Genomic DNA, 18,587 nt, shown 5'->3' with positions numbered 1-18,587 from the left:
GGCTATAACTAAGGCCTAGCCAAAGTGACACCCCCCCGCACGCTGGCGTTGTGAGTGTTGCCTATGCCGTTGCAAGCTGTTCGCCCGAAAATCCTAGGCTTTATCAGTGAACAGGCGTCGGCTTGGCTGGTGGCATTGGTGGTGTTTTTGGCCGGGTGTGCCCTGACGCTCATCGTCGCGTGGGCGGCGTCCGACCTCTATCAGCAACAGGTGCGCCAGCGCTTTCAGTTGCTGGTGAATGAGCGCTATACCCGCCTGCAGGAACGCTTTGAAGACCAAGAGCAACGGCTGAACAGCCTGCGGCGGTTCTTCGTCAACTCCAGCGATGTATCCCGCGAAGAATTCGATGGTTTCGCCCAACCCTTATTGTTGCGCGCCCGTGCCTACTCCTGGGCGCCCCGTGTGTTTCGCGATCAGCGCAGCCAGTTTGAGCAAGAGGAGTCCCGCCTGCTGGGGGCTGCCTTTGTGATTCGTGAGCTGAACGAGGCCGGTGAGTTGGCCCCAGCGCCCGAGCGCGATGAATACGTGCCGGTGCTCTACAGCCAGACACAGAGCCTGCTCGGTTCGCCAATGGGGTTTGACCTGCTGGCACAGCCCCTGCGGCGCTCGGCGCTTGAGCGTGCACAAAAAAGCGGCAAATTGGCGGTGTCCCAGCCGATGCAACTGGTCGGCGTAGAGCCGGCCTACGCCACTGGGGTGTTGCTGGTGGCACCGGTTACCTCCGAGCAGTCACCTGCACAGCTTCGAGGCTACGTGATGGCCGTGATCAGCATGCGCCAGTTGGTGGCCGATGGCTTGCCTAAGCCTGCGCGGGACAACCTGGTGATGCAGATTGTCGATACGTCCGACGTGCAACAGCGGGTGCTGTACGCGTCCAGCAACACGCCGGGCGCCGGAGACCTCGCAGGCGCACGCCGCCTCACCCTGGGTGACCACGTCTACGCCCTGACGTTGCGTCCAAGCCAGGTATTCGATCAGGCCAACCATTCCTCGCAGGCCACCATCCTGACGATGGGCGGGTTGCTCAGCCTGTTGCTCAGCGCCTTGCTCTATGTGTTGGTCAGCCAGCGCCAGCGCGCCTTGAAGCTGGTGGAGCAGCGCACTGTGCAGTTGCGCCTGCGCGAGCAGGAATTGCGCGGCGCCCACGGCCAATTGCGCAGTGTGTTGAACGCCGCCACCCAGGTCGCGATCATTGCCACTGACCTGCGCGGTGTCATCAATACCTTCAATGCTGGCGCTGAACAGATGCTCGGCTTCAAGGGCGCGCAGGTGGTGGGCAAGTTGACCTTGGAGAGCCTGCACCTGGCGTCGGAGTTGGAGGCGCATGCCGTCAGCTTGAGTATGGCGCTGGGCAAGCGCATTCCCGCCAGCCAGGCGATGTTGGTCGAAAGCCCTGACAACCTGCACGAGGCCCACGAATGGACCCTGGTACGCCAGGACGGCAGCCAGCTGACCGTGAATATGCTGGCCACCGTGCTGTTGGATGATCACGGCTTGTGGATCGGGCACCTGGCGATTTACTTGGACGTCACCGAACAGAAGCGTGCCTACGAGGCGTTGGCCGCCCGCGACCGCCTGCTTAAGAAACTCAGCGCCCACGTGCCCGGAGGCATCTTCCAATTCACCCTGGAACCCCAGGATAACTGGCGGTTTATCTACGCCAGCGATGGCATGCGCGATATCTATGAAATCGAAACGGGCATGTTGCAGCAGGATGCGAAGAAGGTCTTCGAACGTATCCACCCGTTGGATGTAGAGCGAGTGCGAGCCTCGATTCGGTTGTCGGCGTTGCAGTTGAGTCATTGGCGTGAAGAGTACCGGGTACTGTTGCCACAACGGGGCCTGCGCTGGATTCGTGGGGAAGCCACCCCGGAAGAGCTGCCGGGGGGCGGTACGCTGTGGCATGGCTATGTGTCGGATATTTCCGATCTCAAGCGGGTAGAGGAAGAGCTGCGTGCGCTGTCGATCACCGACTCGCTGACCGGGATCCACAACCGTCGCTATTTTCAGGACCGGCTCAAGGCCGAGATGGTCCGGCTCAACCGCACGTCCGGGGCATTGGCGGTGATCATGCTCGATATCGATCATTTCAAGCGTATCAACGACAAGCATGGACATGCCGTGGGCGATGGGGTGTTGCAGGAGTTGTGCAAACGCATCAGCCAGCGCTTGCGCCGCACGGATGTGTTCTGCCGCTTGGGTGGCGAGGAATTCATGGTGCTGTGCCCCAACACCGATGGCGAGCAGGCCTACAGCCTGGCGATGGAGTTGTGGCAGTCGCTGCGCAATGAGCCGATGGAGCCGGTGGGCATCGTCACCGCCAGCTTTGGCGTGGCCAGTTGGCGGGTCGATGAGGGCGTTGATGGCTTGCTGCTGCGTGCCGACTCGGCGGTGTACGCGGCCAAGCAGGCGGGCAGGGACCGAGTTGAGGCGCCCCTGGTGTGCTGAGTCGCGTTTTGTGGTGAGCGGGCTAGCCCGCTCACCACAAGACTCAATTGCGCGTCAGAGTACCGGCGCAGCTGCCGCCAATTTAGGCTGGCGATACAGGTCCAGCAGCACCTGATCCAGCACCGACGAAGCGCCCCACGGCTTCGGATCGTTGAGAATCGCCACCACCGCCCAGGTATTGCCATTGTTGTCGCGGCTGAACCCGGCAATGGCGCGCACGGTGTTCAAGGTGCCGGTCTTGACGTGGGCTTCGCCGCGCATGGCGGTGGTCTTCAGGCGTTTGCGCATGGTGCCGTCGGTGCCGGCGATCGGCATCGAACTGATGTATTCCGCCGCGTATGGGCTCTTCCAGGCGGCTTGCAGCATCGCGGCCATCTCGCGGGCGCTGACCCGTTCGGCACGCGACAGGCCGGAGCCGTTTTCCATCACCAGATGCGGTGCAGTGATGCCTTTTTTCGCCAGCCATTGGCGTACTACACGTTGCGCGGCCTTGGCATCATCGCCGTCGGCATCGTTGCGAAATTGCGCGCCCAGGCTCAGGAACAACTGCTGGGCCATGGTGTTGTTACTGTATTTGTTGATGTCGCGGATGATTTCCGCCAGGTCAGGCGAGAATGCGCGAGCCAGCACCTTGGCATCCTTGGGCACCGGGGCCTGGATATCACGGCCCTGGATGCTGCCACCCAACTCCTGCCAGATCGCCCGCACCGCGCCGGCGGTGTAGGTGGCGTGGTCCAGCAGCGACAGGTAGGTCTGCGAACTGCAGCCGTCGCCCAATTGGCCACTCACGGTCACCGTCACGCTGCCATCGGCGCCAGTCACCGGGTTGTAGCGCACATCGCCGGTGCATTGCTTGGCGTTGGAAACCTTGACCTGATTGTCGATGCGAATACTGGCAATCGGCGGCTCGACCGACACGATCACGCGCCCCGAATCATTGCGGGTCACAAAACGCAGGGCCTTGAGGTTGACCAGCAGCGCATCGGGCTTGACCAGGAACGGCTTGTTCTCGTCATTGCCGTCGTCATTGAATTCCGGCAGTTGCGGCTGGATAAAGAAGCCACGGTCCAGTACCAGGTCGCCGGTGACTTGCTGTACGCCATTGGCGCGCAGGTCACGCATCAGCAGCCAGAGTTTTTCCATGTTCAGCTTGGGGTCACCGCCGCCCTTGAGGTACAGGTTGCCGTGCAACACGCCGCCGCTGAGGGTGCCGTCGGTGTAGAACTCGGTTTTCCACTGGTGGTTGGGGCCGAGCATTTCCAGGGCCGCGTAGGTGGTGACCAGTTTCATGGTGGACGCCGGGTTCACCGACACGTCAGCGTTGAACACGGTCGGGGTGCCAGGGCCGTTCAGGGGGATCATCACCAGGGACAGCGCGGTGTTTTGCAGCTTGGCTTTGGCCAGCGCTTGCTGAACGTTCGGCGGCAGGGTGTTGTTGATCGGGGCAGCGGAGGTCGAAAAGGCCAGAGGCAGGAGAAAACTGGCGAGTAGCACGGAGCGTAGAGAATGGGCGCGCAAAGATTTGATCATAAGAAGTAAAACCCTACTGCTGAGGAGGGTGAAAAAGGCGAGGGGTAAATAGGAAAAATCCCTCATTGGTCATGAAAGTGTCGGCATTATGCCCCAAGGTGGGCGCACTTGTAGCTGAACCATAGCTGGAAATCGGCGTTTTTTTACCGGCAAAGTGCCGCCTGTCCCAGAGAGTCGGGCAATCGCCGCCTTAAACTGCTAAAGTGCCGCCCGTTATTACTTATGAGGATTGTTCCAATGGCGACTAACCGTTCCCAGCGTCTGCGCAAAAAACTGTGCGTTGATGAATTTCAAGAGCTGGGTTTCGAACTGAACCTGGACTTCAACGAAGGCCTGAGTGAAGAAGCTATCGACGCTTTCCTCGAAGCATTCATCAAAGAAGCCATGGAAGCCAACGGTCTGGGCTATGTCGGCGGCGATGACTTCGGTCTGGTTTGCCTGCAGAAGCGTGGCTCGGTCTCCGAAGAGCAGCGTGCTGCCGTTGAAGCCTGGTTGAAAACCCGTTCCGAGCTGACCAAGGCTGAAGTCAGCCCGTTGCTGGACGTGTGGTATCCGGAAAAGCCGATCAACGCGGCTAAGTGATACTGAAAAAAACGGCGACCTGAGGGTCGCCGTTTTTTTATGCCTTGCGCCAGTTCAGAATCAGCAGCGTCAACACCCCCGCCACAATCCCCCAGAACGCCGACCCGATGGAAAACAACGTCAAGCCAGACGCGGTGACCATAAAGGTGATCAGCGCCGCTTCCCGTTCCTTCGGCTCATTCATGGCGATGCTCAAGCCATTGATGATCGAGCCAAACAATGCCAGTGCCGCAATCGACAGCACCAGTTCCTTGGGCAGGGCTGCGAACAGTGCCGCCAACGTGGCGCCGAACACGCCGGCAATCCCGTAGAACACCCCGCACCACACGGCGGCGGTATAGCGCTTATTGCGGTCTTCATGGGCATGTGGCCCGGTGCAGATGGCCGCGCTGATCGCTGCCAGGTTGATGCCGTGGGAACCGAACGGCGCCAGCACCAGGGAGGCCAGGCCAGTGGCGGTGATCAGCGTCGAGGCGGGCACGTTATAGCCATCGGCCCGCAGCACCGCGACGCCCGGCATGTTCTGCGAGGTCATCGCCACTACAAATAGCGGAATGCCGATGCTGATCGTCGCTGCCAGCGAAAAGTGCGGTGTGGTCCAGACCGGCGTTGCCACTTCCAGGTGAAAACCGCTGAAATCCAGCAAGCCCATCAGCCCCGACAGCGCGGTGCCGATCAGCAGCGCGGCCAGCACTGCATAACGTGGCGACAGGCGCTTGATGATCAGGTAGGTGAAGAACATCCCCAGCACCAGGCCGGTGCGATGTTGCGCCGCGACGAAAATCTCGCTGCCGATCTTGAACAAGATCCCCGCCAACAAGGCCGCCGCCAGTGAGGCCGGAATGCGCTTGACCAGTTTTTCAAAGCTGCCGGTCAGCCCGCAGAGCGTCACCAGCACCGCACAGGTGATGTAGGCACCGATGGCCTCGCCGTAGCTCACGCCGCCCAGGCTGGTGATCAACAGCGCCGCGCCCGGCGTGGACCAGGCGATGGTAATCGGCGTGCGATAGCGCAAGGACAGGCCGATGCTGCACACCGCCATGCCGATGGAAATCGCCCAGATCCACGAAGAAATCTGCGCGGTGGTCAAGCCCGCGGCCTGGCCGGCCTGGAACATTAGCACCAGAGAGCTGGTGTAGCCGGTCATCATCGCGATAAAACCCGCGACGATGGCCGATGCAGAAGTGTCGGCCAGCGGGCGCAAAGGCGCTTGGGTGGCGTCGGTCATGGAGAGGTGTTCCTTTTACCTGGGTGTTTGCCGGTGAAGGCGCAGATTCAAGCCTAAACTCAAACGTAACGACTCATTGCAATACAGCCGCCGGCGCAATCAGCCGTACAGTGTGTTGGCGCACTGGGTTGTGTACAATGTGCCCTGTTTTTAGGCGATACTTGCCAGCGACACGCTGTTGCCGTATTACCGTTAATTCGCCGCCGTTCTCCAAACCCGAGTGCCCATGAACGAACAGTTGCAACCTCTCAAGAAACAACCGCGAGCTGGCAAGGCCGGTCGCAGCGGAACCCAGGACGATATCGTCTACGCGCATATCTTCGAGGCCATCCTCGAACAACGCCTGGCGCCCGGCACCAAATTGAGCGAAGAGGCACTGGGCGAAATCTTCGGCGTGAGCCGCACCATCATTCGTCGCGCCCTGTCGCGCCTGGCCCATGAGGGCGTGGTGCTGCTGCGGCCCAATCGCGGTGCGGTCGTGGCTAGCCCAAGCGTCGAGGAAGCGCGTCAGGTATTCCTGGCCCGGCGCCTGGTGGAGCGGGCGATCACTGAACTGGCAGTGCAGCACGCCACGGCTGAGCAGTTGGCCGAGCTGCGCCAGATGGTCAACGACGAGCGCGACAGTTTTTCCCGTGGTGATCGCGGTGCGGGTATCCGCCTCTCTGGCGAATTCCACCTCAAGCTGGCCGAGGCGGCGAAGAACGCGCCGCTGATCAGCTTCCAGCGCAGCCTGGTGTCCCAGACCTCGTTGATCATCGCCCAGTACGAAAGCGGCAACCGCTCGCACTGTTCGTATGATGAGCACACCCAGTTGATCGACGCGATTGAAGCGCGGGACGCGACACTGGCGGTGAATCTGATGATGCATCACATGGATCACATCGACAGCAAGCTCAACCTCGATGAAGAGAGTGCGTCGGATGATTTGCATGCGGTGTTCTCGCATTTGCTGCAGACCAAGAAGCCTGGGCGCTCTTCGGTCAAGCTGTAATTTCCCTGGCTCACCCGGGACAACATGTGGGAGGGGGCTTGCCCCCCTCCCACATTTGTTTTGTGTCGTGGCGCAGATCAGCGTTGGTGCACGAGCTGGCCCGCTGCGTAGGTCTGCATCACCGTGCGATCATCCCCCAGCGTCATCAACACAAACAGGGTTTCGGCAATGTTATTGGCCTGTTTCAAGCGATAACTCAGCAGCGGCGTGGCGTTGTAGTCCAGCACCAAAAAGTCCGCATCCGTCCCAGGTTGCAGCGTGCCGATCTTGTCTTCCAACCGCAGCGCCCGCGCACCGCCCAGGGTTGCCAGGTACAGCGACTTGAACGGGCTCAGCCGCGCGCCTTGCAACTGCATGACCTTGTACGCTTCGTTCAGCGTTTGCAGCAGCGAGAAGCTGGTGCCGCCGCCCACGTCCGTACCCAGGCCCACATTCAGCTTGTGCTTCTCGGCCATCGGCAGGTTAAACAGGCCACTGCCGAGGAAGAAGTTCGACGTCGGGCAGAACGCCACGGCCGAACCGGTTTCCGCCAGCCGTGCGCACTCGTCATCACACAGGTGTACGCCGTGGGCAAACACCGAGCGTTCGCCCAGCAGTTTGTAGTGGTCGTACACATCCAGATAGCCTTTGCGCTCCGGGAACAACTCTTTAACCCATTCCACTTCCTGCTTGTTCTCACTGATGTGAGTCTGCATGTACAGGCCTGGGTATTCCCCCAGCAGTTGCCCGGCCAGCGCTAATTGCTCCGGCGTGCTGGTCGGCGCAAAGCGCGGCGTGACGGCATAGTGCAGGCGGGCCTTGCCGTGCCAGCGCTCGATCAGCGCCTTGCTGTCCTGATAGCCGGATTCAGGCGTGTCGGTCAGATAGTCCGGCGCATTGCGGTCCATCATCACCTTGCCAGCGATCATGCGCAGGTCGAGCTTCTCGGCCGCTTCGAAGAATGAGTTCACTGACTGTGGATGCACGCTGCCGAACACCAGCGCCGTCGTGGTGCCGTTGCGCAGCAGTTCCTTGATGAAAATGTCCGCGACTTCGTCGGCGTGGGCCTTGTCAGCGAACTGGCTTTCGCACGGGAAGGTGTAGGTATTGAGCCAGTCCAGCAACTGCTCGCCATAGGCGCCGACCATGCCGGTCTGCGGCAGGTGGATATGGGTGTCGATCAGGCCGGGCGTGATCAGCGCGTCCTGGTAATGGGTGACTTCGATGTCGGCCGGCAGCGTCGGCAACAGGTCGCCGGCATGGCCGATGGCACTGATCTGGCCGTTATCGATCACCAGCAGGCCGTCTTCGAAGTATTCATAGGACGCTTCGATGCCTACTTCAGCAGGGTCGGCGATGCTGTGCAGAATGGCGGCACGGTAGGCTTTGCGAGTCAAAGGCATGGTTATCTCAATTCGTGGCTTGGCTGCGGCGTGACACCGGCAACAGTTTGGCGATGGGTTCGGCGGCTGCGGTGTGCTGGCCGAAATGGGCGTTATAGGTGGCGATGATTTCTGCGGCGATGGAGATCGCGATCTCCACCGGCAACTTGCCCTTCACCTCGGTGAGGCCCATGGGGCAGCGCATGCGTTGCAATTGCGCGGCATCGAAGCCGCGATCACGCAGGCGGTGTTCGAACTTGACGCGTTTGGTCTTGGAGCCGATCAGGCCGAAGTAGGCGAAGTCGTTGCGCTTGAGCAGGGCGGCTGTGAGTTCCAGGTCCAGTGCATGATTGTGGGTCATGACGATGCAGTAACTGCCCACCGGCAAGTCGGCAATTTCGTCGACCGGCTCTTCGCTGACGATTTTACGCACGCCTTGTGGGATATGTTCCGGAAACTCCTGGTCGCGCGAATCGATCCAGCGTACCCGACACGGCAGGCTTGCCAGCAACGGTACCAGTGCACGGCCGACGTGGCCGGCGCCAAACACCGCAATCTGCGCCTGTACCTGGCCCATGGGTTCGAACAGCAACACGGTCACGCCACCGCAGCACTGGCCCAGGCTCGCGCCGAGGCTGAAGCGCTCCAGATGGGTGTTCTGCTGGCCCCGCACGAGCATGTCCCGGGCGATCTGCATCGCCTTGTATTCCAGGTGCCCACCGCCGATGGTGTCGTAGGTCTGCGCGGCGCTGATCACCATCTTCGAACCGGCATTGCGCGGCGTGGAGCCGAGCTCTTCGATGATGGTGACGAGTACGCAGGGTTCGCCTTGGTTTTGCAGGTCGGCGAGGGCGCTGATCCAGTTGTTCATAGTCACCTCTTGTGGTGTCTGTCAGGCAGCTATCGGGAGCAAGTCGAATCGTCGCACCGCCCCTCCCACATTTGATGGTATTCACCGATCAAAATGTGGGAGGAGGCTTGCCTCCGATGGCCGCGCCTGGGCCTATAGCTGAGCCATCTCGGTTTCGGTTTCAACAGGCACAACCGCCTGCAACTGCCGCATCTGCTCGCACCCCCACAACACCCGCTCCGGCGTCGCTGGCGCATCGATCTTCGGCTGATGGCGATAGTCGCCCAGGCTCGCCACCGCATCCTTGATCGCGCACCACGAGGCAATCCCGAGCATGAACGGCGGCTCACCCACGGCCTTGGAGTGGAACACCGTGTCTTCCGGGTTCTTGCGGTTTTCCACCAGCTTCACCCGCAGGTCCAGCGGCATGTCCGCCACCGCCGGGATCTTGTAGCTGGCCGGGCCGTTGGTCATCAGCTTGCCCTTGTTGTTCCACACCAACTCTTCCATGGTCAGCCAGCCCATGCCCTGGATAAAGCCGCCTTCCACCTGGCCGATATCGATGGCCGGGTTCAGCGAGGCACCGACGTCGTGGAGGATGTCGGTGCGCAGCATCTTGTATTCGCCGGTCAGGGTGTCGACGATCACCTCGCAGCACGCCGCGCCGAACGCGAAGTAATAGAACGGCCGCCCACGGGACTGGCTGCGGTCGTAGAAGATTTTCGGGGTCTTGTAGAAGCCCGTGCTCGACAGCGACACTTGGGCGAAATACGCCTGCTGGATCAACGCCTCAAAGGTCAGGATCTGGTCACGCACGCGCACATGGCCGTTGTGGAATTCCACGTCCGCTTCGCTGACGTCGTACTTGCGTGCGGCAAACTCCACCAGGCGTTTCTTGATGGTTTCGGCGGCGTTCTGTGCGGCCTTGCCGTTCAGGTCGGCACCGCTGGACGCCGCTGTAGGTGAAGTGTTGGGCACCTTGTCGGTGTTGGTGGCGGTGATCTGCACCCGGTCGATTTCGACCTGGAACACTTCGGCCACGACTTGCGCGACCTTGATGTTCAACCCCTGGCCCATCTCGGTGCCGCCGTGGTTCAGGTGGATACTGCCGTCGGTGTAGATATGGATCAGCGCGCCGGCCTGGTTGAGAAAGCTGGCGGTGAACGAGATGCCGAATTTGACCGGCGTCAGCGCCAGGCCCTTTTTCAGGATCGGGCTGTGGGCGTTGTACAGGCGAATCGCTTCGCGACGCTCGGCGTATTGGCTGCTGGCCTCCAGCTCGGCGGTCATCTCTTCGAGCATGTTGTGCTCGACGGTCTGGTAGTAGTGGGTGACGTTGCGCTCGGTCTTGCCGTAGTAGTTAGCCTTGCGCACCGCCAATGGATCCAGCGCCAAGTGCCGTGCGATGGCGTCCATCACTTCTTCGATGGCGACCATGCCTTGCGGGCCGCCGAAACCACGGTAAGCGGTGTTGGACGCGGTGTTGGTCTTGCAACGATGGCCGTTCACCGTGGCATCGCCCAGGTAATACGAGTTGTCAGAGTGGAACATGGCGCGGTCGACAATCGAGTTGGACAGGTCCGGCGAGCAGCCGCAGTTGCCCGCCAGCTCCAGGTTGATCCCGTGCAGGCGGCCGCTGTCGTCGAAGCCCACGTCGTATTCGATATAGAAGGGGTGGCGCTTGCCGGTCATCAGCATGTCTTCCACCCGCGGCAGGCGCATTTTGGTCGGCTGACCTGTGAGGCGCGCCACCACCGCACACAGGCATGCGGGGCTGGCGGCCTGGGTTTCCTTGCCGCCGAAACCGCCACCCATGCGGCGCATGTCGACGACGATTTTGTTCATCGACACATCCAGCACTTCGGCCACCAGTTTCTGCACCTCGGTGGGGTTTTGCGTGGAGCAGTAGACGATCATGCCGCCGTCTTCGGTAGGCATCACTGAGGAAATCTGGGTTTCCAGGTAGAAGTGTTCCTGGCCGCCGATGTGCAGGGTGCCCTGGATGCGGTGTTGCGCCGTCGCCAGTGCGCCGGCCGAATCACCGCGTTGATGGGTGTGGCTGTCGAGCACGAAGTGTTTGTTGCGGTACGCTTCGACCACATCCAGCACCGGCTCCAGGTCTTCGTATTCGATCACGGCGGCCATCGCGGCCTTGCGTGCGGTGTCCAGGTCGCGGGCGGCCACGGCCAGCACCACTTGGCCGACGAACTGCACGGTGTCGATGGCCAGCAACGGGTCGCCGGGCATCAGTGGGCCGATGTCTTTCAGGCCCGGTACGTCTTCGTGGGTGATGGCGATGCGCACGCCGTCGAAGGCGTAGCAGGGCGCGGTGTCGATGCTGATGATCCGAGCGTGGGCGCGGTCTGACATGCGCGCATACAGGTGCAACTGGTTGGGGAATTCCAGACGGTCATCGATGTACTGCGCTTCACCGCTGACGTGCTTGGCGGCGCTGTCGTGCTTGACGCTGCGACCGACTCCGGACGTCAGGTCCTGGGCGAACAGCTCGGCGAGTTCGGCCTGGGTTTTTTCCACGGCGTGATGGTTAGACATAAGCGGTCACCCGAGTCTCGATGTGCGGCGTTTGCAGTTCGATGAAGTATTTGCGCAGCAGGTTCTGTGCGCTGAGCAGGCGGTATTCCTTGCTGGCGCGAAAGTCTGACAGCGGGGTGAAATCCTGGGCCAGGGCGGCGCAGGCTTTCTCCACGGTGGCGGCGTTCCACGTCGCGCCGACCAATGCGGCTTCGCAGCTCTTGGCGCGTTTTGGCGTAGCGGCCATACCGCCGAACGCTACGCGTGCTTCGCCGATCACACCGTTGTCGAGCGTCAGGTTGAAAGCTGCGCACACGGCGGAAATATCATCGTCCAGGCGCTTGGACACCTTGTACGCCCGAAACAGTGCGTGGCCTTTCGGCACGATGATTTTCTCGATGAATTCACTGTCCTGACGTGCGGTCACACGGTAGTCGATGAAGTAGTCTTCCAAGGCCAGCGTGCGGCGCACGTCGCCCTTGCACAGCACGATCTGCGCGCCGAGGGCGATCAGCAGCGGCGGCGAATCACCAATCGGCGAGGCGTTGCCGATATTGCCGCCCAAGGTGCCCTGGTTGCGGATTTGCAGGGAGGCGAAGCGGTGCAGCAGCTCGCCGAAGTCCGGGTATTCGTGGTGCAGCGCGGTGTAGCAGTCGGAGAGGGCGGTGGCGGCGCCGATTTCCAGGCGATCGTCGAAGGATTCGATGCGCTTCATTTCTTCAATGTTGCCGACGTAGATCATCACCGGCAGCGTGCGGTGGAACTGGGTGACTTCCAGCGCCAGGTCGGTGCCGCCGGCCAGCAGGCGGGCTTGCGGGTAGGCGTCGTAGAGGTCGGCCAGGTCGGCCACGGTCAGTGGCACCAGGCAGCGTTTGTCGCCGCTGTTGAGTTCGCCGGTCTGCGTCGGCGCGATGGCTTTGAGGCGCGCGATGGTTTGCGCCTGGCGGCTGTCGAACTGATCCTGCGGTTTGTTGCAGCAAGCCTGTTCGGCGGCGGCGAGGATCGGACGATAACCGGTGCAACGGCACAGGTTGCCGGCTAGGGCTTCATGGGCTTTGGCGCTGTCGGGCGCATCGCTGTTCTTTTGCAGTGCGAACAACGACATCACGAAACCTGGGGTACAAAAGCCGCACTGCGAACCGTGGCACTCGACCATAGCCTGTTGCACGCTGTGCAGTTGGCCCTGGTGCTTGAGGTCTTCGACGCTGATCAGTTGCTTGCCGTGCAGCGACGACACAAAGGTCAGGCACGAGTTGAGGCTGCGATAACGAATTTGCTCGGCGCCCTGGTCATCGGTGTGCAGTTCGCCGACCACCACGGTGCACGCACCGCAATCGCCGCTGGCGCAGCCTTCCTTGGTGCCGGATTTGCCCAGGTGCTCGCGCAGGTAGTTGAGCACAGTCAGGTTGGGGTCCAGGGCGTGCTCGCTACGGAGTTCCTGGTTAAGTAAAAACTGGATCACGGAAGGCCTCGCAGACTCATTATTGTTGTTAACCGCTTTGCGCCGAATCTAGTCATGTCTGACTTTTCGGTCAATGAATTTCTGACCTAAGGGTCAAGAAATTGCGATCGCAACACTTACAATTATGGTCCAGTCTTCTGGAACCGGCGTTTTTGCTGGTTTGTGTCGCTCAACCGCTGCTTATTTCATGCCAAATTCGCCACGGTGGGCGTAGCGCCATCAGCCAGCCAATGCGCTACACTGCCGCGCTTGTACCGATAGAAGATTTTGAAGGGAAAACATGACGTTCAAGGCGCCGGACAGTCTCGCCGAGCAAATCGCTCACCACCTCGCCGAACGCATCATTCGCGGCGATCTCAAGCCTGGGGAGCGGATCCAGGAACAGAAAGTCACGTTGGCACTCAATGTCAGCCGTGGTTCCGTGCGCGAAGCCTTGCTGATCCTCGAACGCCGTCACTTGATCGCGATCCTGCCGCGCCGTGGCGCCCACGTCACCGAGCTCACCGCACACAAGGTGCAGAGCCTGTGCACGCTGATGAGCGAGCTGTACATCCTGCTCGGCAATGCGGTCGCCGAAGGCTGGCAGACCCAGGCCGACATGGCGCCGTTCGTGCAGATCCAGCAGCGCCTGGTGACCAATTTCGAGCGCGAGGACATCCGCGCCTTCGTCGAAGAATGCTTCAACGTGATGCGCGCCGCGTACCCCTTTGCCAACAACCCGTACTTGCAGGAAACCGTCGAAAACCTGCAGCCGGCGATGAACCGCGCCTATTACCTGGCCCTGGATCAGCGCAAGGCGTCCATGAGCGAATACCTGGCGCTGTTCGAGCAACTGCTCGCCGCCGTACTGGCCCGTGACGTGCCGCAGATTCGCCAAGTGTTGTCGGCCTACTGCCAGCGCAGCAGCTCGCTGGTCATCGCAGCGTTGGCGGACGCCTAAGCGTGCGGCTCAAGTGCATCAAACTGGCGGGGTTCAAATCCTTCGTCGACCCGACCACGGTGAACTTCCCCAGTAACATGGCGGCGGTGGTCGGGCCCAATGGTTGCGGCAAGTCGAACATCATCGACGCCGTCCGCTGGGTGATGGGCGAGAGCTCGGCAAAAAACCTGCGTGGCGAGTCGATGACCGACGTCATCTTCAACGGCTCCACCAGCCGCAAGCCGGTGAGCCAGGCGAGTATCGAGCTGGTGTTCGACAACTCCGACGGCACCCTGATCGGCGAGTACGCGGCCTACGCGGAAATCTCCATCCGCCGCAAAGTCACGCGCGACAGCCAGAACAGCTACTTCCTCAACGGCACCAAGTGCCGTCGACGCGACATCACCGATATTTTCCTCGGCACCGGCCTGGGCCCGCGCAGCTACTCGATCATCGAGCAGGGCATGATCTCCAAGCTGATCGAAGCCAAGCCCGAAGACCTGCGCAACTTCATCGAAGAAGCGGCCGGCATCTCCAAGTACAAGGAGCGCCGCCGCGAGACCGAGAACCGCATCCGCCGCACCCATGAAAACCTCGCCCGCCTCACCGACCTGCGCGACGAGCTGGAGCGCCAGTTGGAGCGCCTGCACCGACAGGCCCAGGCGGCCGAGAAATATCAAGAGTACAAAGGCGAAGAGCGCCAGCTCAAGGCGCAGCTGTCGGCCCTGCGCTGGCAGGCGCTGAATGAGCAAGTGGGCCAGCGCGAAGCGATCATCGGCACCCAGGAAATCAGTTTCGAAGCGCTGGTGGCCGAACAGCGCAACGCCGATGCCAGCATCGAGCGCCTGCGCGATGGGCACCATGACTTGTCCGAGCGCTTCAATCTGGTGCAAGGCCGCTTCTACTCCGTGGGCGGCGATATTGCCCGTGTGGAGCAGAGCATCCAGCACGGCCAGCAGCGCCTGCGCCAGTTGCAGGACGATCTCAAGGAAGCCGAACGCGCGCGCCTGGAGACCGAATCGCACCTGGGCCACGACCGTACCTTGCTGCTGACGTTGGGCGAAGAGCTAGACATGCTCACCCCCGAGCAGGAAATCACCAGCGCCGCCGCCGAAGAGGCCGCCGCCGCCCTGGAAGAATCCGAAACCAGCATGCACGGCTGGCAGGAGCAGTGGGACGCCTTCAACCTGCAATCGGCCGAGCCACGTCGCCAGGCCGAGGTGCAGCAGTCGCGCATCCAGCAACTGGAAACCAGCATGGAACGCCTGGCCGAGCGCCAGCGCCGCTTGCAGGAAGAGCGCGTATTGCTCGCCGCCGACCCGGAAGACGCGGCAATATTGGACCTCAGCGAGCAGCTCGCCGAAAGCGAGATGACCCTCGAAGAGTTGGAGGCCAGCGAAGAGCAGCAAGTGGAACGCCTGGAGCAATTGCGTCAGCAACTGCAACAGGCAACCCAGGCGCAGCAGCAGGCGCAGGGCGACTTGCAGCGCTTGAACGGGCGTTTGGCGTCCCTTGAGGCCTTGCAGCAAGCCGCGCTGGACCCAGGCACCGGCACCGCCGAATGGCTGCGCGACCAGCAGTTGGCCGAGCGCCCACGGCTGGCGGAAGGCCTGAAGGTCGAAGCCGGTTGGGAACTGGCGGTAGAGACCGTGCTCGGTGCCGATCTGCAAGCCGTTTTGGTGGATGACTTTGGCGATTTCGACTTGGCCGGTTTTGCCCAGGGCGATCTGCGTCTGCTCAGCCCCGCCGTCGATGGCGCGCGGGTGCCGGGCAGCCTGCTGGATAAGGTCGAGGCCGCTATTGACCTGTCGCCGTGGTTGGGCCAGGTCAAACCGGTGGACTCCCTGGACCAGGCCCTGGCCCAGCGCGGTCAGTTGGCGGCCGGCGAAAGCCTGATCAGCCGCGACGGTTACTGGGTCGGCCGGCACTTTTTGCGGGTGCGCCGCGCCAGTGAAGCGCAAAGTGGCGTTCTGGCCCGTGGCCAGGAAATCGTCAACCTGATCGCCGAACGCGAAGAACGCGAAGCCACCCTCGAACGCCTCGAAACCGAACTGCAAACCCTGCGCGCCACCCAGCGCCAGCAGGAGACCGGCCGCGAACACCTGCGCCGCCTGTTGCAGGACGAAGCGCGCCAGCAAGGCGAGCTGAAGGCGCAGCTGTCGGCGAGCAAGGCCAAGGCCGAACAATTGACCCTGCGCCGCACCCGTCTCGACGACGAAGTGGCGGAGATGGGCGAGCAGCGCGCCCTGGAGCACGAACAGATCGGCGAAGCGCGCCTGCACTTGCAGGAAGCCCTCGACAGCATGGCCCTGGACACCGAGCAACGCGAACTGTTGCTGGCACAGCGCGACAGCCTGCGCGAACGCCTTGACCGCGTGCGCCAGGAAGCGCGGCAGCACAAGGATCACGCGCATCAATTGGCGGTGCGCCTCGGCTCGCTGCGCGCTCAACACGACTCTACGCGCCAGGCCCTCGAGCGTCTGGAGATGCAGTCCGAGCGTCTCACCGAAAAACGCGAGCAACTGAGCCTCAATCTGGAGGAGGGCGAAGCGCCGCTGGAAGAGCTGCGCCTCAAGCTCGAAGAATTGCTCGACAAGCGCATGACCGTCGACGAAGAACTCAAGACCGCGCAGATCGCCCTGGAAGACGCCGACCGCGAACTGCGCGAGGCAGAAAAGCGCCGGACCCAGGCCGAGCAACAATCCCAACTGATCCGTGGCCAACTCGAACAGCAGCGCATGGAATGGCAAGCCCTGACCGTGCGCCGCAAAACCCTGCAGGACCAGTTACTGGAAGACGGCTACGACCTGCACGGCGTGCTCAACACCTTGACCGCCCAGGCCAACGAGAAAGACGCCGAAGAAGAACTTGAGCGCATTGCTGCACGTATCCAACGTCTCGGCGCGATCAACCTCGCGGCCATCGATGAGTACCAGCAGCAGTCCGAGCGTAAACGTTACTTGGATGCACAGGATTCCGACCTGGTCGAAGCCCTGGACACCCTGGAAAACGTGATCCGCAAGATCGACAAGGAAACCCGCAACCGCTTCAAAGATACCTTTGATCAGATTAATAGCGGTTTACAGGCGTTATTCCCGAAAGTTTTCGGCGGTGGCAGCGCTTACTTGGAACTGACGGGCGAAGATCTACTCGATACAGGGGTAACGATCATGGCGCGGCCTCCGGGCAAGAAGAACAGCACCATCCATTTGTTGTCCGGCGGCGAAAAAGCCCTGACGGCATTGGCCTTGGTATTTGCCATCTTCAAGTTGAACCCGGCGCCGTTCTGCATGCTCGACGAAGTTGACGCCCCATTGGATGACGCTAACGTTGGACGTTATGCGCGACTGGTTAAAGAGATGTCCCAGACCGTGCAGTTCATCTATATCACCCACAACAAGATCGCCATGGAAATGGCCGATCAACTGATGGGGGTGACGATGCATGAGCCGGGCTGTTCGCGTTTGGTCGCGGTGGATGTCGAAGAAGCGATGGCGATGGTGGACGCCTAGCGGCAAGCTTCAAGTGGCAAGTGAGTTGGCTTGAAGCTTGTAGCTCAGGGCTTGTGGCTCACAGTTGGCGCCTGCTGTAGGAGATTGCCCACTATGCCTGAAAGCTGGCAATTCGACACATTTCGCGCCAACTGTGTAAAGTTATCTTTGGTCGTGCTAGTTTAATGTCAATTTTTCGTGTGCGTGGGCAAAACGTCAGTCAGAACATAGAGTTGGCGCCACGTTTTAAAGCGGTTTGCACGGTGCTAAACCCCTTATTTTTCAGCATTTTTTATTAGAGGCACGGGATTACATGGAAATCGGTCTGCGCGAGTGGCTGATCGTCATCGGCATTATTGTCATTGCCGGTATTCTTTTTGATGGCTGGCGCCGCATGCGCGGTGGCAAGGGCAAGCTCAAATTCCGTCTGGACCGCAACCTGTCCAACTTGCCTGACGACGACGGCAGCGCCGAGCTGCTGGGGCCGCCCCGTGTGCTGGATACCCATAAAGAGCCGCAGTTGGACGAACACGACTTGCCGTCGATGAGCGCGCCGCTGCGTGAAGCCCGTGAGCCTTCTTCCAAACGTGGCAAGCGTGCCAACGCCGGGGTGGCCGAGCCGCACCAGGGCGACCTGAACCTCGACGTCGACGAAGGCCCGAGCTTCAGCAGCCGCGACGATGATTTCCCGGATGAAAACGTCGGCAAGACGTCCAGCGCACCGCGCCAATCGGTCAACGATCAACCGGCCGCTGAAGAAGTGCTGGTGATCAGCGTGATCTGCCGCGACGCCGCCGGTTTCAAAGGCCCGGCACTCTTGCAGAACATCCTCGAAAGCGGCCTGCGCTTTGGCGAAATGGATATCTTCCATCGCCACGAAAGCATGGCCGGCAACGGCGAAGTGCTGTTCTCAATGGCCAACGCGGTCAAGCCGGGCACCTTTGACCTGGACGATATCGACCTGTTCAGCACCCCGGCCGTCAGCTTCTTCCTCGGCCTGCCAGGCCCGCGTCACCCGAAACAAGCATTCGACGTGATGGTGGCTGCTGCCCGCAAGCTGTCCCAGGAACTCAACGGCGAACTCAAGGACGACCAGCGTAGCGTCCTGACCGCCCAGACCATCGAACACTACCGTCAGCGCATCGTCGAGTTCGAGCGTCGCGCCCTGACACAGAAACGCTGAGGTTCGATCT

At 61.3% G+C, this 18,587-nt stretch carries 12 protein-coding genes; 6 read left to right on the top strand and 6 right to left on the bottom strand.

Annotated elements, in window-relative coordinates:
- Positions 1–63: 63 nt before the first annotated feature.
- Entirely contained in the window at positions 64–2,448 is a 2,385-nt protein-coding gene (locus PspS35_RS21775) for a diguanylate cyclase (protein ID WP_159936748.1), read from the top strand.
- 54 nt (positions 2,449–2,502) lie between these two features.
- Here PspS35_RS21775 and dacB read toward each other — a convergent pair whose 3' ends face one another.
- Positions 2,503–3,978, bottom strand: a complete 1,476-nt coding sequence (gene dacB, locus PspS35_RS21770) for a D-alanyl-D-alanine carboxypeptidase/D-alanyl-D-alanine-endopeptidase (RefSeq protein WP_159936747.1) — start codon at positions 3,976–3,978, stop codon at positions 2,503–2,505.
- 237 nt (positions 3,979–4,215) lie between these two features.
- On the opposite strand from dacB, the gene PspS35_RS21765 reads away from it, so the two are divergent.
- Positions 4,216–4,560: a YggL family protein gene (locus tag PspS35_RS21765; protein ID WP_016979277.1), complete on the top strand. Its 345-nt coding sequence runs from the start codon at positions 4,216–4,218 to the stop codon at positions 4,558–4,560.
- Positions 4,561–4,597: 37 nt separating this feature from the next.
- Here PspS35_RS21765 and PspS35_RS21760 read toward each other — a convergent pair whose 3' ends face one another.
- Positions 4,598–5,788 carry a benzoate/H(+) symporter BenE family transporter gene (locus PspS35_RS21760; RefSeq protein WP_159936746.1) on the bottom strand — a complete coding sequence of 397 codons (1,191 nt, stop codon included), beginning with the start codon at positions 5,786–5,788 and terminating at the stop codon, positions 4,598–4,600.
- Between the two features lie 226 nt (positions 5,789–6,014).
- On the opposite strand from PspS35_RS21760, the gene PspS35_RS21755 reads away from it, so the two are divergent.
- Positions 6,015–6,779, top strand: a complete 765-nt coding sequence (locus PspS35_RS21755; protein WP_017134778.1) for a GntR family transcriptional regulator — start codon at positions 6,015–6,017, stop codon at positions 6,777–6,779.
- Between the two features lie 77 nt (positions 6,780–6,856).
- Here PspS35_RS21755 and guaD read toward each other — a convergent pair whose 3' ends face one another.
- The 4 genes from guaD to xdhA form a co-directional block, all read right to left on the bottom strand.
- Positions 6,857–8,161 (bottom strand): guanine deaminase, encoded by a 1,305-nt coding sequence (gene guaD, locus PspS35_RS21750; protein WP_159936745.1) that lies wholly within the window; start codon positions 8,159–8,161, stop codon positions 6,857–6,859.
- A gap of 7 nt (positions 8,162–8,168) precedes the next feature.
- Positions 8,169–9,011: a xanthine dehydrogenase accessory protein XdhC gene (gene xdhC, locus PspS35_RS21745; RefSeq protein ID WP_159936744.1), complete on the bottom strand. Its 843-nt coding sequence runs from the start codon at positions 9,009–9,011 to the stop codon at positions 8,169–8,171.
- 132 nt (positions 9,012–9,143) lie between these two features.
- The gene (gene xdhB, locus PspS35_RS21740) at positions 9,144–11,543 is read right to left on the bottom strand and encodes a xanthine dehydrogenase molybdopterin binding subunit (protein WP_159936743.1); all 2,400 of its coding nucleotides are present in this window, start codon (positions 11,541–11,543) and stop codon (positions 9,144–9,146) included.
- Positions 11,536–12,984, bottom strand: coding sequence for a xanthine dehydrogenase small subunit (gene xdhA / locus PspS35_RS21735; protein WP_159936742.1), 1,449 nt, complete (start codon positions 12,982–12,984; stop codon positions 11,536–11,538). Before xdhA ends, xdhB begins: the two co-directional genes overlap by 8 nt.
- 280 nt (positions 12,985–13,264) lie before the next feature.
- On the opposite strand from xdhA, the gene PspS35_RS21730 reads away from it, so the two are divergent.
- The 3 genes from PspS35_RS21730 to zipA all read left to right on the top strand — a co-directional run bounded on the left by PspS35_RS21730 (position 13,265) and on the right by zipA (position 18,577).
- Positions 13,265–13,924: a GntR family transcriptional regulator gene (locus PspS35_RS21730; RefSeq protein ID WP_099582685.1), complete on the top strand. Its 660-nt coding sequence runs from the start codon at positions 13,265–13,267 to the stop codon at positions 13,922–13,924.
- A gap of 2 nt (positions 13,925–13,926) precedes the next feature.
- Positions 13,927–17,415, top strand: coding sequence for a chromosome segregation protein SMC (gene smc / locus PspS35_RS21725; protein WP_159936741.1), 3,489 nt, complete (start codon positions 13,927–13,929; stop codon positions 17,413–17,415).
- A 292-nt stretch (positions 17,416–17,707) separates the two neighbouring features.
- Positions 17,708–18,577, top strand: coding sequence for a cell division protein ZipA (gene zipA / locus PspS35_RS21720; RefSeq protein WP_159936740.1), 870 nt, complete (start codon positions 17,708–17,710; stop codon positions 18,575–18,577).
- Positions 18,578–18,587: the final 10 nt, after the last annotated feature.

This window comes from Pseudomonas sp. S35 (assembly GCF_009866765.1).
In the GTDB taxonomy this organism is placed as follows: domain Bacteria; phylum Pseudomonadota; class Gammaproteobacteria; order Pseudomonadales; family Pseudomonadaceae; genus Aquipseudomonas.
This window is presented reverse-complemented; position numbering and strand designations above follow the sequence as displayed.